Annotated in this window: 20 protein-coding genes; 12 read left to right on the top strand and 8 right to left on the bottom strand. The window is 52.6% G+C overall.

All coding sequences use genetic code 11. From position 1 onward, the window contains the following. Nucleotides 1-6: 6 nt before the first annotated feature. Nucleotides 7-1,416: an acetate--CoA ligase family protein gene (locus E3E23_RS06485; protein WP_167907528.1), complete on the bottom strand. Its 1,410-nt coding sequence runs from the start codon at nucleotides 1,414-1,416 to the stop codon at nucleotides 7-9. Nucleotides 1,417-1,726: 310 nt separating this feature from the next. Here E3E23_RS06485 and E3E23_RS06480 point away from each other — a divergent pair, with 310 nt between their 5' ends. From E3E23_RS06480 to E3E23_RS06470, 3 genes are read left to right on the top strand one after another with little or no spacing between them, the layout of a single operon-like run. Beyond that, nucleotides 1,727-2,302, top strand: a complete 576-nt coding sequence (locus E3E23_RS06480) for a winged helix-turn-helix domain-containing protein (RefSeq protein ID WP_167907285.1) — start codon at nucleotides 1,727-1,729, stop codon at nucleotides 2,300-2,302. 24 nt (nucleotides 2,303-2,326) lie between these two features. Continuing rightward, nucleotides 2,327-2,632, top strand: coding sequence for a DUF211 domain-containing protein (locus tag E3E23_RS06475; protein WP_167907283.1), 306 nt, complete (start codon nucleotides 2,327-2,329; stop codon nucleotides 2,630-2,632). Beyond that, nucleotides 2,633-3,190 carry a winged helix-turn-helix domain-containing protein gene (locus tag E3E23_RS06470; RefSeq protein ID WP_167907281.1) on the top strand — a complete coding sequence of 186 codons (558 nt, stop codon included), beginning with the start codon at nucleotides 2,633-2,635 and terminating at the stop codon, nucleotides 3,188-3,190. It begins immediately after the preceding gene. A 6-nt stretch (nucleotides 3,191-3,196) separates the two neighbouring features. Here the strand turns inward: E3E23_RS06470 and E3E23_RS06465 are convergent, their stop codons facing one another. From E3E23_RS06465 to E3E23_RS06450, 4 genes are all read right to left on the bottom strand, one after another. Next, a complete protein-coding gene (locus tag E3E23_RS06465; protein WP_167907526.1) occupies nucleotides 3,197-4,639 on the bottom strand; it encodes an NAD(P)H-hydrate dehydratase in 1,443 nt (480 codons plus the stop codon). A gap of 42 nt (nucleotides 4,640-4,681) precedes the next feature. Continuing rightward, the gene (locus tag E3E23_RS06460) at nucleotides 4,682-5,233 is read right to left on the bottom strand and encodes a [protein ADP-ribosylglutamate] hydrolase (protein ID WP_167907524.1); all 552 of its coding nucleotides are present in this window, start codon (nucleotides 5,231-5,233) and stop codon (nucleotides 4,682-4,684) included. 58 nt (nucleotides 5,234-5,291) lie between these two features. After that, the gene (locus E3E23_RS06455; protein ID WP_167907279.1) at nucleotides 5,292-6,566 is read right to left on the bottom strand and encodes an amidohydrolase family protein; all 1,275 of its coding nucleotides are present in this window, start codon (nucleotides 6,564-6,566) and stop codon (nucleotides 5,292-5,294) included. 70 nt (nucleotides 6,567-6,636) lie between these two features. After that, on the bottom strand, nucleotides 6,637-7,410 hold the full coding sequence (locus E3E23_RS06450) for an S-methyl-5'-thioadenosine phosphorylase (protein ID WP_167907277.1): 774 nt from the start codon (nucleotides 7,408-7,410) through the stop codon (nucleotides 6,637-6,639). A 518-nt stretch (nucleotides 7,411-7,928) separates the two neighbouring features. Between E3E23_RS06450 and E3E23_RS06445 the strand changes: the two genes are divergently transcribed. The 5 genes from E3E23_RS06445 to E3E23_RS06425 all read left to right on the top strand — a co-directional run bounded on the left by E3E23_RS06445 (nucleotide 7,929) and on the right by E3E23_RS06425 (nucleotide 10,191). After that, a complete protein-coding gene (locus tag E3E23_RS06445; RefSeq protein ID WP_167907275.1) occupies nucleotides 7,929-8,384 on the top strand; it encodes a hypothetical protein in 456 nt (151 codons plus the stop codon). Next, nucleotides 8,381-8,671, top strand: coding sequence for a hypothetical protein (locus E3E23_RS06440; RefSeq protein WP_167907273.1), 291 nt, complete (start codon nucleotides 8,381-8,383; stop codon nucleotides 8,669-8,671). Before E3E23_RS06445 ends, E3E23_RS06440 begins: the two co-directional genes overlap by 4 nt. Before the next feature lie 147 nt (nucleotides 8,672-8,818). Next, nucleotides 8,819-9,034, top strand: a complete 216-nt coding sequence (locus E3E23_RS06435) for a hypothetical protein (RefSeq protein ID WP_167907271.1) — start codon at nucleotides 8,819-8,821, stop codon at nucleotides 9,032-9,034. Between the two features lie 38 nt (nucleotides 9,035-9,072). After that, complete coding sequence (locus E3E23_RS06430; protein ID WP_167907269.1) at nucleotides 9,073-9,801, top strand: proteasome assembly chaperone family protein; 729 nt, start codon at nucleotides 9,073-9,075, stop codon at nucleotides 9,799-9,801. A 9-nt stretch (nucleotides 9,802-9,810) separates the two neighbouring features. Then, a complete protein-coding gene (locus tag E3E23_RS06425) occupies nucleotides 9,811-10,191 on the top strand; it encodes a DUF473 domain-containing protein (RefSeq protein WP_167907267.1) in 381 nt (126 codons plus the stop codon). Here E3E23_RS06425 and nucS read toward each other — a convergent pair. The 3 genes from nucS to E3E23_RS06410 all read right to left on the bottom strand — a co-directional run bounded on the left by nucS (nucleotide 10,188) and on the right by E3E23_RS06410 (nucleotide 13,234). Beyond that, complete coding sequence (nucS, locus tag E3E23_RS06420; protein ID WP_167907265.1) at nucleotides 10,188-10,940, bottom strand: endonuclease NucS; 753 nt, start codon at nucleotides 10,938-10,940, stop codon at nucleotides 10,188-10,190. The genes E3E23_RS06425 and nucS overlap by 4 nt on opposite strands. A 36-nt stretch (nucleotides 10,941-10,976) precedes the next feature. Continuing rightward, nucleotides 10,977-12,041 carry a DNA repair and recombination protein RadA gene (gene radA, locus E3E23_RS06415; protein ID WP_167907263.1) on the bottom strand — a complete coding sequence of 355 codons (1,065 nt, stop codon included), beginning with the start codon at nucleotides 12,039-12,041 and terminating at the stop codon, nucleotides 10,977-10,979. A gap of 176 nt (nucleotides 12,042-12,217) precedes the next feature. Beyond that, the gene (locus E3E23_RS06410; RefSeq protein ID WP_167907261.1) at nucleotides 12,218-13,234 is read right to left on the bottom strand and encodes a TrkA family potassium uptake protein; all 1,017 of its coding nucleotides are present in this window, start codon (nucleotides 13,232-13,234) and stop codon (nucleotides 12,218-12,220) included. A gap of 678 nt (nucleotides 13,235-13,912) precedes the next feature. On the opposite strand from E3E23_RS06410, the gene E3E23_RS06405 reads away from it, so the two are divergent. The 4 genes from E3E23_RS06405 to E3E23_RS06390 all read left to right on the top strand — a co-directional run bounded on the left by E3E23_RS06405 (nucleotide 13,913) and on the right by E3E23_RS06390 (nucleotide 22,041). Then, complete coding sequence (locus E3E23_RS06405) at nucleotides 13,913-14,539, top strand: DNA-binding protein (protein WP_167907259.1); 627 nt, start codon at nucleotides 13,913-13,915, stop codon at nucleotides 14,537-14,539. 260 nt (nucleotides 14,540-14,799) lie between these two features. Beyond that, nucleotides 14,800-16,047 (top strand): ORC1-type DNA replication protein, encoded by a 1,248-nt coding sequence (locus E3E23_RS06400; protein ID WP_167907257.1) that lies wholly within the window; start codon nucleotides 14,800-14,802, stop codon nucleotides 16,045-16,047. Beyond that, nucleotides 16,047-18,161: a DNA-directed DNA polymerase II small subunit gene (locus E3E23_RS06395; protein ID WP_167907255.1), complete on the top strand. Its 2,115-nt coding sequence runs from the start codon at nucleotides 16,047-16,049 to the stop codon at nucleotides 18,159-18,161. The genes E3E23_RS06400 and E3E23_RS06395 overlap by 1 nt, the downstream gene beginning before the upstream one ends. A gap of 1 nt (nucleotide 18,162) precedes the next feature. Next, nucleotides 18,163-22,041, top strand: coding sequence for a DNA-directed DNA polymerase II large subunit (locus E3E23_RS06390; RefSeq protein WP_167907253.1), 3,879 nt, complete (start codon nucleotides 18,163-18,165; stop codon nucleotides 22,039-22,041). Nucleotides 22,042-22,080 lie beyond the last annotated feature (39 nt).

Genomic DNA, 22,080 nt, shown 5'->3' with positions numbered 1-22,080 from the left:
AGCCCATCAAAGCCGCCCGTTCTCCCTAAGCCACTCGCCGTACCTGACGAGGGCATAAACAGCATCAACTCCGTCCTCAACGGTCTCGTAGACCGGGACGCCCTTCTGCTCGATGTTCCTTGCCATCCTGTGCGGGTAGTCTCCTCCAGGAGCGACGAAGATTATAGGCTTGCCGTACTCCTGCATCCTCGCTACCGCGTCAACTATTCCCTCGTCCAAAGCCGGGCTCTGGAAGAGGGCTATGACAACGAGAACGTCAACGTTCGGGTCCTCCAGGGCGTAGCGCATGGCTAGCTCGTACCTGCTAGACGGGGCGTCTCCGATGACATCAATTGGATTCTTGTAGCTCATGTGGTGCGGAAGCTTTCCTTCCTCTATGCCCTTCCTGAACTTCTCGTTGGTTTCTTCGCTCAGCTCGGCGAGCTTCATGCCGCGCTCAAGCAAACCGTCGCTCATCATGACTCCGGCACCGCCGCCGTTTGTGACTATAGCGACGCGGTTGCCTTTAGCGGGCTTCTGCATGGCAAGGGCCTTAGCGTAGTTGAAGAGCTGCCTCATGCTCTTGGCGGAGAGAACCCCAGTCTGCTCAAAGACGGCCTCGTATATCTTGTATGAACCTGCGAGCGAGCCGGTGTGGGAAGCCGCCGCCTTAGCGCCGGCCTCGGTTCTTCCGGCCTTAAGGATTATGACGGGCTTCCTGAGGGTGACCTCCTTGGCCGTCTCGAAGAACTTCCTTCCGTCCTTGATGCCCTCGATGTAACCGGTGATAACTCCGGTCTTCGAATCCTCGCCGAGGTAAGCCATGAAGTCGCTCTCGTCGAGGTCGGCCATGTTTCCAAGGCTGATGAACTTGCTCATACCTATCATGTGGTTGGCGGCCCAGTCGAGAATGGCAGCTCCGAAGGCACCGCTCTGGCTCATGAAGGCGATTTTTCCGAAGGGCGGCCTCGCCTGCCTCTCCGGCGGGTTGAAGTTGCAGTCGAAGCCGTTCTCAAGGTTGGTAACACCGAGACAGTTGGGGCCAACCAAGCGAATGCCCCACTTCTTAGCCCTCTTAACGAGCTCTTCCTCAAGCTCTATGTTTCCAGCCTCTTTGAAGCCGGCGGAAATAACGACCGCACCCTTGACGCCCTTCTCGCCACACTCATCGATGACATCAGGAACAAACTTGGCCGGAACGGCTATGACCGCGACGTCAACCTCGTCGGGAATATCCTTAATGCTCCTGTAAACGGAGAACTTCCTCCCGTTGACCTCAACCTCGCCACCTTTGACGTTGACGGCGTAGACCTTACCATCGAAGTTGAGGGTTATCGAGCGCATTATCGAGTTTCCAATCTTGCCGGGAACGTTGGACGCACCTATAACCGCGACGCTCTTGGGGTAAAACAGGAAGTCAAGGTTTGGGGTCTCCACCGTATCCACCTCCGAAAGTTTTTCGGTCGGCTTTATTTAAACTTTCCCTCCTAAAAATCAAAAGGGGTAGAGAGAATTATCATGAAGTAGAGCGTTACGAACAGGGAAATCTCGATTATAGCCCCCACGGGAGAGTTCCCTCTTCTCCAGGTCTATCACCCTATGGATATTTTGTCCACAAAGCATTTAACCAGAAGGCAATCTTTACATATATAAGCCCCCGCCAAAGGTCCAAGCATGACCTTAAGCAAAAGGATTATATGCCAGAACGTTCAAAGAACCATTAAAACGTTTAAATTGGGTGGTAGCAATGGCGAAGGTTAAGGTCATTACAGACCCCGAGGTCATCAAGCTGATGCTTGAAGATACTCGGAGGAAGATACTCGGACTGTTAAGGAACAGGGAAATGACGATTTCCCAGCTCAGCGAGATTCTGGGAAAGACACCACAGACAATTTACCATCATATCGAGAAGCTCAAGGAGGCTGGCCTCGTTGAGGTCAAGAGGACCGAAATGAAGGGAAACCTCGTGGAGAAGTACTACGGAAGGACGGCGGATGCCTTCTACATAAACCTCTACCTCGGCGACGAGGAGCTCCGCTACTTAGCCAGGTCGAGGCTCAAAACGAAGCTTGAGATATTCAAGGCCCTTGGTTATGAGTTCAACGACGAGGAGCTGCTGGATGTAATGGACCAGCTCCTCAAGAAGGAGCACGAATACAAGACAGATATATCCAACGAGATAGAAGCCAACGAAGAGAAGCTGAAGGAGTTCTCCAACGAGGACATAATCCACGCTATAGAGTGGCTGGCAATGGCTAAGATGGGTAGGGACGAGGAGGCCATCGAGCTCCTCAAGAAACTCGGGAAAATACTTAAAAAGTAAGGGTGAAACTGGAAGCGATGAACTATGGCAAGGGGAATAAGGCTTCTCGTTTTGGACGTGCTTAAACCACACCAGCCGATAGTGACTGAGCTAGCCCTGGGACTCAGCGAACTTGAGGGAGTCGATGGTGTCAACATCACCCTCGTGGAAATAGACAAGGAGACCGAAAACGTCAAGATAACCATGGTCGGTGACGACCTGGACTACGAGGAGATAGTCAGAACCATCGAGGAATTCGGCGGGGTCGTACACAGCATAGACATGGTCGCGGCCGGAAAGAAAATTGTCGAGGAAGGAGAAACGCCCCAGGACAAGCTGGAGGAGTATTAAGTGAGGGAAGTCCTCATTATCACGGAACCCGAAAAGGCCAAAGTGCTCTCGGAGGAAACCCGATTCAGGATTCTGCAACTCCTCAAGGAGCGCCCAATGACGATTAACGAACTCAGCGAGGCCCTTGGAAAGGACAGAACAACCGTCTATCGACACGTGAAGATGCTCGAGAACGCTGGACTCATCGAGGAGCTCGACAGCGACGGAAACGAGAGGATTTACACCAGGGTGGCGAGGCTGTTCCTCATAAAAGCAGACTTGGACGAGAGCGTAGAGGAGTTCAGACAGGCCTATCTCCAAGTAGAGGTCGAGAAGCTCGTCCAGATTCTTGAAAAAGCGGGCGCCAAAATAAAGGACCGAGAAAAGCTGAAGCAGCTCACCAAAGCCGTACTCAACGAAATCGAACTCAACTCTCAGCCCATAATCAAGAGAGTGTCTCAGGCCGAGGTGGATCTGACTGAGGTAGAGCTCTTCCATCTTCTCAACATACTCGTTTTCCTTCAGAGCTGCGAGCTCTGCGAGAAGGCCAAGGAAGTAAAGAAGCTCGTGGAGTTCTGAGTCCCCTCAGAACTCCACCACCCACCTGACCGCGTGCGGGACTTTTTTCGCAACCTCCAGTGCTGTGAAGTTCTCGCCGAGCTCTTTCTTCACCATATCCCCAGCGAGGCCGTTGAGAAAGGCACCAACGGAAGCGGCCCTTAGCGGCTCGTTGCCCAGAGCCAGCAAGGCCCCAACGAGGCCAGCCAAGACATCTCCAGTTCCTCCGGTGGTCATTCCCCTGTTGCCTGTTCTGTTGTACTTCCAGGTTTTCCCGTCGCTTATGACGTCGTAAGCACCTTTGAGCAGGATAACGCCGCCAATTTCCCTTGCCTTTGCCCTCACGAGCTCTGCTTTTTCCTGGAAGGAACCCTCAGGCTTCACCCCAAAGAGAACCTTGAACTCACCGGCGTGGGGTGTGAGAACGAAGGTCTTGCCTTTCAAAACGCTCAAATCCTCTGCCACCGCCTTCAGACCGTCCGCATCAATCACCATCGGCTTTTCGCAGCGCTTTACAAATTCCCTGACGAACTCCTTAGTTTCTTCCCTTAATCCTATGCCAGGCCCTATGATGACGGCATCAGCCTTTTCTGCCAGTGCCAAGACTTCTTCAAGATGCTCTTTTGTGAAGTTCTTTCCTTCGACTGGCCTTAGAATAATATCCGGGTCGGCTATGCGCTTCGCAGGATATTCCGGCATCACTAAATAAACCAAGTCCACAAGATATGAAGCAGCTTTTGCCGCCAAGTAGGGCGCGCCGAAGTAGTCCTCGCTTCCGCCGATTATTAACAGCCTTCCATTCTGACCCTTGTGCTCGCCCTTCTTCCTTAAAGCGAACTTCGCATCACCGGGGCCGACGAGATGGTAGAGCTCCTTGGGATAGCCTATCTTAACCACAACGCGCTCGAAGCCCTCATACTCCTCCTTGTCCCACTGAAATGTTACGGCGAAGTCGGCCTTAACTTGAACCTTTGAGGGATAGCCGCTCGGCAGGTCAACACTGACTATCTTGGCCTTTCCGGCGTATTCGTTTATCTTCTCGATGGCCGAGCGTATCGGCTCGCGCGGCTCGCCCTTCGTGCCGGCTCCAAGAAGGGCATCCACTATGACATCGAAGCCAGACAAATCGAGGGCCTTAATGTATGTCGAGTCCTTGAGGATCTTGATTCTCACGAAGTCGAGGCCATTCAGGATTTCCCAGTTATGCTTAGCTTCCTCACTTCTAATTTTTACCTCATCGCCAACAAGAAAAACGGTTACATCGTTCTCAAAGCTCAGGTGACGGGCAACAACAAAGCCATCTCCACCGTTGTTGCCAGTTCCAGAGAAGACGGCTATCTTGAGGCCTTTCCCAAACTTTTCCTCAATCGTTCTGGCAACTCCAGCGCCGGCGTTCTCCATGAGCTGGAAGGGTGAGATTCCGAGCCACTTGGCGTTGATGTCCCAGATGTAAACGTCCTCGATTCTCATAGGCACCACCAGTGGAGTAATTGAAAGCGAACGATAAAAACCTCACCCAAAGTCAAGGGCTTTCCTTGCAATCTCATAATCCCTCTCCGAGTACAGCACGAGGTAGACCTTCTCGACGCTCCTCGCTTCCCGCGAGAACTCTTCCACTGTCTCCTTGAACGTTCTCACGACTTGCTCAAGGGGGCAGCCATAGATTCCCGCACTTATCGCCGGAAAGGCTATCGTTTTGACGCCAAGTTCCTCTGCCTTCCTCAGAGCGCCGAGTATAGCCTTCCTCAGCTTTTCCTTTTTATCCTCATCCCACCGCCCACCGCAGTAGGGGCCGACCGTGTGAATGACGTATTTAATCCCGTATCGCTCCAGCCTCAACGCCGGTGTTACAACAACCTCGCCGTGTTCTATCCAGTCTTTTCCGAGCTGTTCACGCATCGCTTCCTTACTTATCCTTATATACTCGCGGGCATCGCCGGCGGCCGCTTTGGCTATCGCGTAGGCTACACCGCCGCCGTGTTCAAGATACCTGTTCGCCGCGTTGACTATCGCCTCGGCCGGGAAGCGGGTGATGTCCCCACGGACGATTTCGAAGGAGAGCACCGCAACCACCCACAGTAATTCTAGAAGAAAAGATTTAAGGGTTGCGCGGGAAAAGGAGTTAAGAGAGCTTTTCTATAACTTTTTCCGCCTCGCTAAGAATTTTCTCCTCGTCAAGGGTGAGAACCTCGCGGTCGAGCATGAGCATCTCGCCGTTAACGATTGTAGTTTCGACGTCGTTGCCGTTGGCCGCGTAAACGAGATGGCTCACCACATTGTTTATAGGCCTCAGGTGAGGTTTGTTGAAGTCTATTATTGCCACATCCGCCAAATAGCCCTCCTTGATGATGCCTGCCTTGAGCCCGAGTGCCCTCGCACCGTTGACGGTCGCCATTCTGAAGACGGTCTTTGCATCGGCAACCGTCGGGTCGAGGTTGTGGACCTTGTGGAGAAGAGCCGCAAGCTTCATCTCGTCAAGCATATCGAGGTTGTTGTTGCTGGCCGACCCATCGGTGCCGAGGCCGACGTTAACGCCCGCATTAAGAAGCCTCTGGAGGGGCATGACGCCGCTGGCGAGCTTCATGTTGCTCGCAGGGTTGTGGGCAACGGTAACGCCACTCCTGGCCAGGATGTGTATGTCCCTGCTGTCGAGCCATACCCCGTGGGCTATAATGACGTCCCTCCCCAGAAAGCCGATTTCGTCGAGGAGGACAACAGGGCTTTTGCCGTAGCGCTCGGATATCTGCCCTATCTCAGCCATCGTTTCGCTGACGTGGATGGTTATCATCTTCCCGTGCTCATTGGCAAGCCTTCTGACCTCCTTCAGCAGGGCCAGGGAACAGGTGTATGGAGCATGAGGACCGAAGACGAACTGAACGCGCTCCGAGTTGAGCCCCTCGATGAACTCCATCGTTCTGAGGGCTTCCTTTATCTCTTTCTCCGTCTTCTCAGGGTCGCCCAGGTCGATCATGCCGTAGCTCAGGTATCCCCTCAGACCGCTCTCGAGGGTTACTTCAGCGACGGCATCCATGAAGAAGTACATGTCTAGAAAAGTTGTGGTGCCAGTTTTAATCATCTCAAGGGCACCGAGGTAGGCCCCAACTTTGGTGTACTCTCTCGTCAGCTTAGCCTCATTTGGCCAGATGTGGTTCTGGAGCCAGTCCATCAGCGGCAGGTCATCGGCCAGGCCCCTGAAGAGGCCCATGGGTGAGTGGGTGTGCAGATTGACGAAGCCAGGGGAGACGACTTTGCCTTTGGCGTCTATTACCGTGTCAGCGCTCTTGTTGATGTTTTTGGCAACCTCTACTATTTTATTACTCTCGATGAGGACGTCCGCTTTGATAACTTCAAGGTTCTCGCCGTAGATGACGTAACCGTTTTTTATTAGAATGCCCATCCAGACCACCCGTGCTTTTTAAGAGGGGATATTCCCCAAGGGAGTTAAAAAGATTGTCGAAAGAAAAGCCTCAAACGAAAGCGTTCTTAAGAACATCAGCACAGCCGCAGTGCCTTTCCTCGGGTATCTTAGGAACCGCCTTCTTGAGAAGCTCCTGAACCTTGTAGTTGTTCTCGGCCATGACCTTCATGACCTCCTGGGCATCAACCGGCTTGTCTGCCCAGACGTCGTAGTCGGTAACGGTTGCGATGTTTACGTAGCACATGCCGAGCTCCCTAGCAAGGTTGACCTCTGGAACGAGGGTCATTCCTATTATGTGGGCGTACTGGCGGAACATGAATGACTCAGCGCGCGTTGAGAACCTCGGGCCCTCGATGCAGACGTAGGTGCCCCTCTCGTGGACGGGGAAGCCGAGCTCTTTAGCCGTCTCGTAGAATATCTTCCTCATCTCGGGGCAGAAGGGGTCGGCCATGCTGATGTGGGCGACCCTTGGCCCGTTGTAGAAGGTGTAGTCCCTCTTTTTGGTGAAGTCAATGAACTGGTCGGTTATGACGATGTCCCCCGGCTTGTACTCCTCGCGGAGCGAGCCGACGGCGGTTACGCCGATGACGCGCTCGACGCCGAGCTCCTTGAGGACCCAGATGTTCGCCCTGTATGGAACCTCGTGCGGCGGGAACTCGTGGTGCTTGCCGTGGCGTGGTATAAACGCAACCTCGACATCCCCGATTTTTCCTATCTCAATCGGCGCCGAAGGCCTGCCGTAGGGGGTGTGGATCTTCACCGTCTCCTCTGGCTCAAAAACTCCGTAAACACCAGAACCGCCTATGATACCTATCCTCGGCATTTGGACATCACCCTGTAAAAATCAGGCTTGAGTTATTTAAGACTTGCCTTTCCAGTGGAAATGAAACTGTTGAATGTCCATGAATGTTTACGCGATTACTCAAGCCTAGATCTGGTCTGGCAGGATGTAAAACAAAGGTTCGAAAAAACCATCTATCTAAGAAATACATAGAAAATTACGCAAAGTTGAAGGGAAAAAGCTATAAGGAAAACCGCGCAACAACAAATGCAGATTTTGGAGGAGGTAATATGGAGCTGACCCAAACAATGAAAGACAGCAGGTGGCAAGCGTGAACGAGCGACGAACTTTAATTCAGGCCGTCTTAGCAGTGTTGGTCGCGTTTTTGATTTCCATCGCAAACCTAGTGGGACAAAACAAGTGGCTAATGTATCTAGGCCTAACTATGCTAATTACCGCCCTCGCGAATCTGACATACGTTGCGAGTAAACCCGAAAAACGATAGGAAACGAGGTGGAGAAACCCACTGGTAACATCCAATCGGTGAAGGAGTGTTAAAAATGACGATCTGGGACCTGCTGGTGCTGGTAGGACTCATCATCTGGCTCGTCGAGCTGGCCCGTAAGGGGAAGAAGTTCTTCAGGCCAGCGGAGTCCAGGGTTCTGAAGCTCGCCTACTGGAAAGGGTACTTCTACGTCCTGGGACTCGCCCTAATCGTTATCCTTGTGACTTCTGGAATCATCGAGATGACAGCCCGCGTCGGAACGTTTATGGTGGCGTGGGCGGTTTTCACGGTGGCGCTTTTAGGCATAGGGCTTGTAGTGGAGCGCATGGTAAGGAATCAGAGGTGCGGTAGGCTGGCTCGTAGGACTACCATAGCCTCTCAGCGGGCCACCTCGGAAGTCGAGCTGTCCATTGTCCAGTTTACGGGTTTCATGCTCGCATGGGCCGTTGGCGGACTTATCAGCTATGAACTCTGGGTCAAGCCAAAAGAAAGCGGGAGGATCCGTCAATGAGCACGTGGGAGATTGTCCTCGGGGCAAGCTTATTCATCATCCCCATCGTGGGGCTGTACCTTTTCATTAGGAGCAGGAACAGGTGTCCCTCGAAGGGCTGCACGGCAATGGTTTACGCCATCCTTATCCTCACGACAGTGTACGGGCTGAGCAGGGTGCTGGAGAAGGAAGGAGTGATAGGTCCGCCGGTTACTGACGCCATAGCACTCGTCGTCCCATGGAGTGTTTTCTTCGCTGCGGTTGCCCTCTGGAGCCAGAAGCCAAGTAAGAACAGGCAGAACGCCTAAGTCCCACCTGACGGAATTGAACAATTCCCGAACATGATTCGGGAGGCTAGTGGATAGAGAACGCGAGAACCAAGAATTCAAACGGAGAGCTGACCGTGGGTGCTCTCTTCCATCGCAGGGCTTACTTATGGGCTTGTATCGCCTTCGATGTACGGACTCTTCCAAGAAATGCTCGGGGGTAGCTGGGCGAGAATTGCGACGAACGCCATTCTGGTGGCGGTTCTCATCCTGCTCTTCCAGAGGCACGGCGACAAAAGCTTCAAAAGAAAGCTTACCTTAATGGTTCTTTTTCTCATAGGGGCATACGTTGGACTAGGAATCTATTCCATACTAACGTGCAGGACAACTCCGGCGAAACTTTAATAACCTTTAGAAACTAAAAATTTCTCGGGGGTGAGAACATGGAGAACGGGAAGCCCGTCAAGATAGTCCTGCCCGAGATAAAGAACCCCATTCTCATCGAGGGATATCCCGGAATAGGCCTAGTAGGCCACATAGCGGCCAACTTCTTAGCGAAGGAACTCGGAATGGAGATGATAGGCTACGTGGAGAGCCCATTCATCCCGCCGATGGCGCTCATCCTTGAGGGGAAGCCCAACCCACCACTCAGGTTCTACGGAAAAGACAATATAATCCTCGCCGTTGCCGATATCTACGTGCCTCCAACTTTGGTAAGCGAGATAGCAAAGGAGCTGGTGCGTTACCTCAAAGATATGAACGCGGAGAAGGTAATCTCCATGGGTGGCATAGGAATAGGCTTCTTCAAGGAGCAGATGGACGTATGGGGCGTTGGAGCGAGGGAAGAGCTCAACAACGAGCTTGAAAGCTTGGGCGTCAAGATACTCCAGTACGGCTCGATAATGGGGATGAGCGGCAAGCTCCTCTGGGAGGCGAGCAGGGAAAACCTAAACGCCTACGTTCTGCTCGGCGAGACCTTCGGCGACAGGCCCGACCCGAGGGCGGCAGCCAACGTCATCGAGATCCTCAAGAAGCTGACGCCTATAGACGTCTCGACGGAGCCGCTGATCAAGGAGGCAGAGATGATAGAGGAGCAGCTCAGGAAGATGCACGAGCAGATGGAGCAGGCGAGGAGAAAGGCCGAGAAGCAGTACGAGAGCATCTACCTGTGAGGTGAGAGCATGGAGGCAGTAACTCTCACCGGAATAGCCAGGCGCGTTCTTGACGAACTCCTCAGGAGTCCGTACAAGACGCTCGAAATCAGGAGCGCAAGAAACGTCATAGCCCTCGAGAAGGCGCGCGAGCTAAGAATGGTTTTCCTCACCCACGAGACGTATCAAGACGTTATGGCCGGAACAGAAGGGCTCCTTGCCGAGCTACTCAAGCTAGAAAGCATGGAGCAGAGGATTCCATGGGAGGAGAGCGACGAGAGGGAAATGACGGTCTGCAGGGCCCAGGTCAGGCTCCTCGGCTTGGGGCGGATAATAGAGGTCAAAAAGAGAAACACGATACTCGTCGTGAAGGTCAGAGAGATGCTCCCCCACGAGATGGACATCGGCTAAAACAGCGTCGTCTGCCGTTCCTTTTTCAGCCTCTCCCTCTTGGGCGGCTGAACCTTCCTGAATTCCAGACCCTCCTTTTCGAGAAGCTTTTTCGCCCCAGAGGTAAGCGATGGGGCAACGAGAATTCCCCTAACACTCCCGTGCTCCAGTTTAAGGGCCTCGACGTAGCGCTTGAGCTGGCTTACAGCGTGGAGGTCAGCTTTTCTGCGCTTTAACTCCAGAACGACCAGGTTTCCGTTTTTGTCCTTCCCGAGAATGTCCACTATGCCGTGGCCGATGGGCTTCTCGCGGAAGAGGGGCTTGAAGCCCTCCTCGATGAGTTCTGGATTTTTGAATATCATCTCGGCCATCTCTGCCTCGCTGCCAGTCAATGCCAGCTCCTCGTAGTCTTCAGCCTTGAAGAGAGAAGCGAGGTAAACCTCCTCCAGTTCGACCTCAAGGACTTCCTTGGGCTTCCTTCGAACAGAGCGGAGAACTAGAATGCCATCGCGCTCCTCGACGGCCACGAAGCTTCCCGGAGGCTGCCAGTTCACGGGCTCGCGCTTCCTGCTCTGATGGATGAGAAAAGCACCGTCAGGCTTGACAATTATGACTCTATCCCCTGAGCCGAGCTCGCTTTTAGCTCTGCCGTCGTAATGAACCTTACACCTGGCGAAAATCGTCAGGATAGCCTCGTTGGAGAGGGCAGAATCGATTATCGCGAGGAGCTCTTCCCGTGAAGGGTTCGTTCGAGCCTCAACTTTTGACATGTACGGGGAATAAAGAAGAGGGGTTAAAAAGCTAACTCAGTCCTCGACGCCCTTGTCCGTTATCCTAAAGATGGCTTCTCCCTCAGGCAGGTGCGGGCTGTCTATCAGTCTCGCCACCCTCTTGCCGGCCTTGCCCTTCCTGAGGTATATCCTGAGAGTCGCCGAGTGTGCTAAGATGTGACCACCGACTGGTCTCGTCGGGTCGCCGAAGAAGGCATCCGGCTTCGCCTGAACCTGGTTGGTGACGAAGACCGCTATGTCGTAGAGGTCAGCTATGCGGTGTAGGTCTGCGAGGTGCTTGGCGAGCTTCTGCTGTCTTTCAGCGAGGGTGCCCCTGCCCACATACTCACTCCTGAAGTGGGCCATAAGTGAGTCTATGACGAGCAGCTTAACCGGCCTGTCGGTCTCGGCCTTCTCCTTGATTATCTCCTCCGCCCTCTCAACCAGGAGCATCTGGTGGTTGCTGTTGAAGGCTCTGGCGACGTAGATGTTGTGGAGAACCTCCTCCGGATCCAGGCCACGGTTCTCGGCGATCTGCCTTATCCTCTCTGGCCTGAAGGTGTTCTCGGTGTCTATCCATATGACGGAGCCGTGAAGTCCACCCTCCTCTGGCGGAAGCTGAACCATAACCGCGAGCGTGTGAGCGAGCTGGGTCTTACCGCTTCCAAACTCACCGAAAACTTCGGTTATCGCCTGAGTCTCAATGCCCCCACCGACGAGCTTGTCGAGGCTCTTGCTTCCAGTGGAAATCCTGCCTATGGTTCTCCTCTTTTCCATGTACTCATCGGCGCGCATAAAAGTTCCGATGTTTGCTGCCTCTCTGGCGGCCTGAATTATCTTAAGCGCAGCGCCCTCGCTTATTCCCGCTATCTCCTTGAGTTCCATTGGAGATGCAACGGCTATGGCCTCGATGCTGTCATAGCCAGCCTCGCGAAGCTTTTCGGCAGTGGCCGGACCGACGCCAGGAAGATCCTCCAGCGTTTTGATTTCCTTCTGGGCCTTTTTCTTGGTTGAGCTTGATGATGACTCCTCAACGACCTCGAGCTCCTCAAATTCCTCGAGCTCTTTTATTTCATCTTCAACCGTCTTTTTCTTCGGCATCTCGCTCACCCACTGGGACTACCTTCCATAGGGGTAAAAAATTGAAGGGTTATATACTTTTCTCAGCAGATAGAACTTTTAAGATTTTGGTCCGATTGGCTTAAAACGCGCCAGATGCCCCACTGCAAATCCGTTTGAAAACCACACAGGAGTAAAGAAATTTTAAAGCCCATTAATCACTTTTCTCCAGTGGAAGTGGACCTCTTTATTACGAGTAGCTTCGCGCCCTCGGGGATTGGCTCACTGAGTCCGGGCATCAGAACAGCCCCATCACGATAGTAGCCAACCAAGAAATAACCCTCGGCATAGAGTCGCTTAAACGCCTCAAAGTAGGGAACCCCCCATAACTCTTTCCTAGTGATCGCCGCGATGTCGTAGCCCCGAGAAGCGGTGGTCAGGTCATCAATAACATCGACAACCTCAGGCTCAAATACTGAGCTCGCCAGGAGCCTACCCGCAAGACTCCTGCTCGTTATGACCCTATCCGCTCCAGCCTGCTTTAGGAGCTCAACGCTCTCGGGTCTGAGAGCCTCAACGAAGACTTTCGCCTTGGACAGGCGCTTTATCATGAGTGTCGTGAAGACAGACTTTGAGTCGTCCTCGAGGGAGAGTATAACATGGGAAGCCCCTTCAACGTGGGCCCGCTCAAGGGTTTCCCTGTTGGTTGAGTCCCCAATGAGAACCTCCACTTCTTCTGGAAGTTCCATCTTCTTGCGCTCCTCATCGCTGGGGAGGACAACCACGATCGGCTTTAGATCCGCATCCCCAGAAGAGATTGCAGACATCAGTTCACTAACACAGCTTGGGACACTACTCCCCTGACCTATGATAACATAATGACCAACATACTTTACTCGGTGCATCCCCATCATCCTCCTTAGAGATGACGATATGAAGTACTCAGCCAAAACCGAAACGAGAGCAGTAAATGTTGAGATACCCGCTACCGCGGCCACCATCGCGACTATCCGTCCGGCCCCAGTTTCGGGAGTTATGTCGCCGTACCCAATGGTGGCCATGGTTATCAACGCCCAGTAGAACGCCGTGAAGAAATCCACCTTTTCAAAATACATGAACAGGGTTGCAAAAACGAGTGCTAGCCCCAAGACAGCCATGGAGATAAGTATGAGTTTGTTTCTGCTCACCCGCACCTTAAATTTCAAGAGCCTTCTAACGAGGAGTGCTGGAATCATGGTTTACAGTTCATAGATTGAGATTTAAAAAGTTATCACCGATGGCTTAAAGTGTCCAGAGATGGAGTTATTTTTCCAGTGGAAATAAAGGTCTTTTTCGATGATAATCTACACGACCCCCCAGAGTTTTATTTCCACTGGAACTCGGTTTTGGAGGAATGGAACGTTTTGAGAAGAGAAAAACAGAAAGTAGCGTTTATAAATGGATTTACAAATACCAAATTAACGTGCTTTTAAGCATCTTCAGGCAAATTTGGAATACATGTTCATGACTTGTTTGTGTTGTTCCAGTTTTGTGAACATTGTTCATGAAAAAATATAAATACACGAAGTCGAAAAGAAGACGGGAGAGTTTCACCAAAAAGAAACGAGAACAGGTGGAGTAGCCATGGTCCGTCTCCACTGGAAACAAAACTCCCAGGGGGTACAAAACCGCTTAACATTTAATAAAATTTTATTGAATGTGTTTATTGCAATTGTACAATAACAGGCATCCATGTGCATAATTTGATGTTCAAAACTGTTCACTTTTCCTTCATTGGAAATGAGCAACTGCATTCTTTGAGTCATTTCCAAACGTAAACTCTTAATGAACAACTATGGTCACAGAACCCTCTCATTTCGTTTGGAACGATACCGTTATTAACTTTTAAAGCAAAACTTCATCTGGTGATTCCATTGGAAGATATTGAAAACCAAGTTCTCAGTTGGCTTAAAGAGGGTGACGATGCGGCCAAGGACATCGTTGACCTGCCGTGGTCTATCACGAATGTTGGCCAAGGTGTCTATATGGCCGAACATCCCAGGATGCCGTTTACTCTCCTCGTAATGTTCTCTGAAGGCTTCGTTCATCTTATCGTGCCGCTTCGGCTGGAGACGCTAGCAATGACCAAGGACGAGCGTTTAAAGGTGTATCACACTCTTCTCCTGCTCAACGATCGGGTTAACCTCATGAAGTTCACGCTTTCGGGCATGAATGACGAGGTGTATCTGAGGGTGGATCTCGATAAAAAATCCCTAGGCAAGGAGGAGTTTAACGATGCACTTGCGGCACTCCTGATTGGTCTCCAAGAGGCGGTCACGGTGTTGGGCATAGAAGAAGCTTTTGCCCAGGAGGTCTTTGACCGCATCGTGTGGATGGTTTATGAGAGGATCCAGAAGGGGGCGACGAAGGAGGAACTCCTCCGCTTCTTGGTTGCCAAAGTTGGAATGCCCGAGAGCGACGCTAAAAAGCTACTTAACGAAATCCTTGCGGCTCAAGAGGAAGCCAAACGTAATGCCATGAGGGAAAACATGTATCTTTGACTATCTACTTGATGTTCCCACATCTTTTTTACATCCCCCTGTTCAACAAGGCATATAAACCCATGACCTATACTACCTACGCTTTCCTCTGTATCCGGTGCTTCCTGTGGAAGGCCTGTCTGATGTCCATAATATTGGGAGATAAGTGCATGGATTTACAATTATCGCAGTTAAAATTTGTCGCATGTTCCAGTAATGATTCGCAACTCTGTACAACAATTATGTCCAGAGTTGGATTTCCAGTGGAATGGGTGATGTTGATGGATGACAATTACCTCGATTCAATCTTCGAAAAGTACCTCCATGCCAAGAAAATCTTCAAAAATAAGGAGGTCCTGAGGCACAGCTACACCCCCAAGGAGCTTCCACACAGGCGTGAGCAGATTGAAAACCTTGCACATATACTCGTTCCTGTTTTGAGAGGAGAGACACCTTCAAATGTTTTTGTCTACGGTAAAACTGGTACTGGTAAGACAGTAACCATTAAGTTCGTTACCGAGGAGCTGAAAAAGATTTCCCAGAAGTACAACGTTCCCGTCGATGTTATCTACGTCAACTGTGAGATTGTTGATACTCAGTACCGCGTTCTTGCCAACATCGTGAACTACTTCAGGGATGAAAGCGGTGTTGAAGTTCCGCTCGTGGGATGGCCTACTGATGAGGTCTACACAAAGCTCAAGGAGGTCATCGATGCGAAGGAGCGCTTCGTCATTATAGTCCTCGACGAGATAGACAAACTCATTAAGAAGAGCGGCGATGACATCCTCTACAGCCTCACGAGGATAAACACCGAGCTCCACCGTGCCAAGGTTAGCATAATCGGAATCTCTAACGACCTCAAGTTCAAGGACTACCTCGATCCGCGCGTCCTCTCAAGTCTGAGTGAGGAGGAGGTTGTCTTCCCGCCGTACGACGCCAACCAGCTCCGTGATATCCTCATGCAAAGGGCAAAGGACGCTTTTAACGAGGGCGTTCTCGATGACGGCGTTGTTCCGCTCTGTGCCGCTCTGGCGGCCCGCGAGCATGGGGATGCCAGGCGCGCCCTCGACCTTCTCCGCGTTTCCGGTGAGATAGCCGAGCGTGAGGGGGCATCGAGAGTAACCGAAAGGCACGTCTGGAAGGCCCAGGAGAAGATTGAGCAGGACACCATGGAAGAGGTCATAAAAACCCTCCCTCTTCACTCGAAGGTTCTCCTCTACGCTATAGTCCTCTTGGATGAAAACGGTGAGCTGCCAGCCAACACTGGCGACGTCTATTCTGTCTACAAGTCCCTATGCGATCACATCGACCTTGAGCCGCTCACCCAGAGGCGTGTCAGCGACCTGATAAACGAACTCGACATGCTTGGCATCATCAACGCCAAGGTCGTCAGCAAGGGCAGGTATGGAAGGACCAAGGAGATACGCCTCAACGTGACACCTTATAAGGTCAAGAACATATACCGCCACGATCACCAGCTCCAGACTATGCTTACCATAAGCATGTCGCGTCAGAGGAGGCTGCTCTGATGGGCCTGATTGAGGATTTAATGGCCAACAACTATCTAATCACTCCCTCCGCGTACTACCTCCTTGAGGGGCACTACAAGAGGGATTTTACGCTGGCCGAGCTTGTAAAGTTCGCCAAAGCTAGGGGCACTTTCGTCATAGACTCCACCATTGCCCGGGAGTTTCTCGTGGAGAAGGGCATCTCTCCATTGGAAAGTGGGACCTCCATTGAGCCCTCTGAAGGGTCAAAATCTGGGGATGAACCCTCAGTGGATGTTCCTTCAGAGGCCGAATTTTCTGGTGAAATGCCTAAATCGGACGAGTTCGCTGCCCAGATGCCTGACTCGGACGAAACCTCAGTTGATGTCTCTTCTTCTGTTGAGAGAACTGAAACCTTTATTTCCAGTGGAGATGCTTTAGAAAGCGGCGAGGAAACGGCTTTAATCTCATCATTAGAGCAAGAAGAGCATCACTTTTCTGGGGGGGAGAGTTTTATTTCCAGTGGAACTGTGGAAGAGTTGGGGGCAGCTGCTGGGCCGACACCTGAAACTGGAGTCGTGAATGCTTCCGCTTTGGATGGAGCAGAAGTTGCCGTTCCAGTGGAAACAGAGGTATCGGCGGAAGAAACTTCTGTCGAGGACAGTAGCAGTTATGCGAGCGGCTACTCAAGCAGTTATGAGAATGTGGATGAGAGCGACCTCAAGCCAAAGATAGTTTATGGGGACTATGGCGTTCCAATAGCTTACGTCAGCGATGAAGTTCTTGAGGAAGAGAAGAGCTATTCGGTATATTCTGATTTTAAACTCTCGCCGAAAGAGGGCTTTCACTACCGGGCCAAGGAGATTCCAGATGACTACGAGGTTGCTTTCGATGTCAAGAACGTCAAGCTGGCCATTCCAAAGGCCAAGAGCGCTGCCGGGAAGGACGGAGAAATAATAGTCAAAGTTTACGCTGACCTATTCAGGAGCAGGCTCAAGAAAATGCGCCGCATTCTGCGGGAGAACCCTGAGGTGGGTAGTGTAATCGATATAGCCAAGCTCAGCTATGTCCGCACCGAAGACGATGTAACCATCATCGGCCTCGTCAACTCGAAGAAGGAAACGGCCAAGGGCTTCATGTTCGAGGTCGAGGACGGGACTGGGGTTATCAAGGTCTTCATAAACCGCCGCAACGAGGACTCGAAGAAGTTCTTTGAAATAATGCCCGACGCGGTAGTGGCCTTCAGGGGCCGCTATTCTGGTAGGGGCATATTCTTTGCGGATAAGATATACCTCCCGGACGTGCCGAAGTTCAAGCGCGACAAGCCACCGCTTGAAGAAAAGGTCTACGCCGTTCTCTTGAGTGACATCCACGTTGGGAGCAACAAGTTCTGCGAGAAGGCCTTTATGCGCTTCCTTGAGTGGCTTAACGGCGACGTGAACAACAAGACGGAAGAGGAGCTCGTCAGCAGGATTAAGTACATGATAATAGCCGGCGACGTTGTCGACGGCATCGGTATTTATCCCGGCCAGTATAACGAGCTGGCCATTCCAGACATCTTTGACCAGTACGAGGCTCTGGCGAATCTCCTCTCCAATGTTCCAGATCACATAACGATGTTCATCGGTCCCGGCAACCACGATGCAGCAAGAACGGCTATACCTCAGCCGGGTTTCTATGAGGAGTACGCTCGCCCCCTGCTCAGGCTGAAGAACGCGGTTATAATAAGCAATCCTGCGGTGGTACGGCTCCACGGGAGGGACTTCCTGGTAGCCCACGGAAGGGGAATTGAGGATGTAGTTAATTTCATTCCCAACAGGAGCCATCACAGGCCGGCGGAAGCTATGCTTGACCTCCTCAAGCTCCGCCACTTGGCTCCGACCTTCGGAGAGAAGGTTCCCATAGCGCCCGACCCCGAGGATATGCTCGTCATAGAAAATGTTCCCGACCTTTTCCAGGCCGGCCACGTTCACGTTATGGAGTACAAGGTCTACAACGGCGTCTTCCTGATAAACACGGGTACCTGGCAGGCCCAGACTGAGTTCCAGAAGATGGTGAACATTGTCCCGACCCCCGCGAGGGTTCCGATAATAGATGTGGAGACCGCCCGCCTTAGGGCGGTTGTTAGGTTTGACCAGTACTGCGAGGGTGTCTGAGATGGAGCTTTACTCCGAGGAGATGAAGGCTTACTTCGAATGGCTCCAACGCGAGATTGACAGGGCCTATGAGATAGCGAGAAAGGCGAGGGCTCAGGGTAAGGATCCGAGCTTGGACGTCGAGGTTCCCCAAGCGACGGACATGGCCGGCCGTGTTGAGAGTTTGGTTGGTCCACCCGGCGTCGCCGAGAGGATAAGGGCCCTCGTTAAGGAGTATGGAAAAGAATTGGCGGCCCTAAAAGTAGTTGATGAGATAATCGAGGGCAAGTTCGGCGACCTGGGGAGCAAGGAGCGCTACGCTGAACAGGCCGTCAGAACGGCGTTGGCTATTCTCACCGAGGGTATCGTTTCCGCTCCTCTGGAGGGGATAGCGGACGTTAAAATCAAGCGCAACGAGTGGGCCGATGGGAGTGAGTACTTAGCCCTCTACTATGCCGGGCCAATAAGGAGCTCCGGTGGAACGGCTCAGGCATTGAGTGTTCTCGTTGGCGACTACGTCAGGAAAAAGCTCGGCCTGGATCGCTTCAAGCCAAGCGAGAAGCACATAGAGAGAATGGTGGAGGAGATTGATCTCTACCACCGCGCGGTTACAAGGCTGCAGTATCACCCAGAGGCGGACGAGGTTCGCCTCGCCATGAGAAACATCCCGATAGAGATAACTGGCGAAGAGACCGATAAAGTTGAGGTGTCCCACCGCGACGTTCCCGGCGTCGAGACCAACCACCTTCGCGGTGGAGCGATTCTCGTTCTGGCTGAGGGTGTCCTCCAGAAGGCGAAGAAGCTGGTCAAGTACATAGACAAGATGGGCGTTGATGGGTGGGACTGGATAAAGGAGTTCGTCGAGGCAAAGGAGAAGGGCAAGACCGAGACCAAGGAAGCGAAGGACGAGACCGCGAAGGAAGATGCGGCCCCAGATGAGGTCAAAGAGAAAGTCGAGAGAGGCTTCTACTACGAGCTTTACGAGAAGTTTAGGGCCAACATCGCGCCGAACAAGAAGTACACTAAAGAGATAATTGGGGGCAGGCCCCTCTTCGCCGAGCCTTCCGAGAACGGCGGCTTCCGCCTGAGGTACGGCCGCTCCCGCGTCAGCGGCTTCGCCACCTGGAGCGTCAATCCAGCCACCATGCTCATCCTTGACGAGTTCATAGCGATAGGCACCCAGATGAAGACCGAGAGGCCAGGCAAGGGCTGTATCGTTACGCCAGCGACCACCGTCGAGGGGCCGATAGTCAAGCTCAAGGATGGCTCGGTTATCAGGGTAGACGACTACGAGACGGCATTGAATGTCCGCGATGAAATCGAGGAGATACTCTACGTCGGCGACGCCCTGGTGAACTTCGGCGACTTCGTGGAGAACAACCAGACGCTCCTTCCAGCGAACTACGTCGAGGAGTGGTGGATACAGGAGTTCGTGAAGGCCATAGCCGAGACCTACGAGGTCGAGCTGAGGCCCTTCGAGGACAACGATAGAGAAGCAATAGAAGAGGCGGCTGAATATATCGAGCTCGATCCCGATTTTTTGGAGAGGCTCCTTAAAGACCCGCTCCGCGTGAGGCCGAGCGTTGAAGAGGCCATACACATCTCGAAGGTTCTGGATATACCGCTTCACCCCTACTACACCCTCTACTGGAACACTCTCAAACCAGAGCAAGTCGAGGAGCTTCAAAGATACCTTCTCGGTGCTCAGATAGAGTGGGACGAGCACATGAAGAACAAGTTCGCCAAAAAGGTAATCCTCGACAACGAGCCTAAAATCAAGCGCTACCTCGAGCTTCTGGGCCTTCCGCACAGGCTTGAGCGTGTTGAGGGCAAGAAAAAGGTCATCGTGATTGAGTATCCCTGGAGCGCCGCCCTGCTGACTCCTCTGGGCAACCTCGAGTGGGAGTTTAAGACCAAGCCGTTCTACACCGTCATTGACATCATCAACGAGAACAACAGGATAAAGCTCAGGGATAGGGGCATAAGCTGGATAGGCGCGAGGATGGGCAGGCCCGAGAAGGCCAAGGAGAGGAAGATGAAGCCGCCAGTGCAGGTTCTCTTCCCGATTGGCTTGGCCGGTGGGAGCTCCCGTGACATCAAGAAGGCCGCCGAAGAAGGCAAGACCGCTGAGGTCGAGATAGCCTTCTTCAAGTGTCCGGAGTGCGGTCACGTTGGTCCAGAGCACCTCTGTCCGCGCTGCGGAACGAGGAAAGAGCTTCTCTGGCACTGCCCGAAGTGCAACGCTGACTACCCGGAGGGCCAGGCCGAGGGCTTCGACTTCCGCTGTCCCCGCTGCGGCGTCGAGCTCAGGCCCTATGCCATGAGAAAAATCAAGCCAGCCGAGCTGCTCCGCCAGGCGATGGAGAACGTCAAGGTCTACGGCATAGACAAGCTCAAGGGCGTCCAGGGAATGACCTCCGGCTACAAGATGGCCGAGCCCCTGGAGAAAGGTTTGCTGAGGGCCAAGAACGACGTCTACGTCTTTAAAGACGGCACGATTCGTTTCGATGCGACCGATGCCCCGATAACCCACTTCAGGCCAAGGGAAGTGGGTGTAAGTGTCGAGAAGCTCCGCGAGCTCGGCTACACCCACGACTTCGAAGGAAAGCCCCTGGTGAGCGACGATCAGATACTCGAGCTCAAAGTTCAGGATGTAATCCTCTCCTATGAAGCTGGAAGGTACCTCCTCAAGGTAGCACGCTTCATCGACGACCTCTTGGAGAAGTTCTACGGCCTGCCACGGTTCTACAACGCGGAGAAGATGGAGGACCTAATCGGCCATCTCGTCATCGGCCTTGCTCCGCACACCTCTGCCGGAATCATAGGCCGGATAATAGGCTTCTCTGACGTCCTGGTAGGCTATGCCCATCCGTATTATCATGCAGCCAAAAGACGTAACTGCGACGGCGACGAAGATGCAGTCATGCTCCTCCTCGATGCTTTGCTGAACTTCAGCAAGTACTACCTACCCGAGAAGCGCGGTGGAAAGATGGACGCGCCGCTGGTCGTTACAACCCGTTTGGACCCGAGGGAAGTAGACAGCGAGGTTCACAACATGGACGTCGTCAGGTATTATCCGCTCGAGTTCTATCAAGCCACCTACGAGCTTAAATCGCCCAAGGAGGTCAAGATAATAGAGCGCGTTGAGGACAGGCTTGGAAAGCCAGAGATGTACGAGGGTATAAAGTTCACCCACGACACCGATGATATCGGCCTCGGCCCGAAGATGAGCCTGTACAAACAGCTCGGCGATATGGAGGAGAAGGTGGCGAGACAGCTGGCTTTGGCGGAGCGCATAAGGGCTGTGGATGAGAACCACGTCGCTGAGACTATAATTAACTCTCACCTCGTTCCAGACCTTAGGGGCAATCTAAGGAGCTTCACCAGACAGGAGTTCAGGTGTGTGAAGTGCAACACGAAGTACAGGAGACCACCGCTAACTGGCAAGTGCCCTAAGTGCGGCGGGAAGATAGTGCTGACCGTTAGCAAGGGGGCAATAGAGAAGTACCTTCCGACGGCTAAAATGCTCGTTACGAAGTACGACGTGCTGGACTACACGAGGCAGAGGATATGCCTGACCGAGAAGGACATAAAGACTCTCTTTGAGAACGTCTTCCCCGAAAGGCAGAGGACTTTGATGGGCTTCTCCGCCGACGTCTGCGAGAAGATGATAAAGGCCAGGACCGGCAAGTCCAACGGCAGGAGCGGGTACCTCGACGAGCTTAAGGCCAATGGCAAGTTCAAGAAGCGCGAGGAGCTCAGGGAGAAGAAAGTTAAATCTGGGAAGGTCGAAAATTGGGCTAAATCAACTGCTGAGGGTCTCGATAAGGAGATCAAGAAGGAGAAGTCCAAGATGAAAAAGCCAAAGAAGAGCATAAGCCTGGACGACTTCTTCGGCTGACGAAATCCATATATATTTTCGTTTCCCACTTTCTTCGTT

Origin of the sequence: Thermococcus sp. CX2 (assembly GCF_012027555.1) — an archaeon.
Classification (GTDB): Archaea; Methanobacteriota_B; Thermococci; order Thermococcales; family Thermococcaceae; genus Thermococcus.
This window is presented reverse-complemented; position numbering and strand designations above follow the sequence as displayed.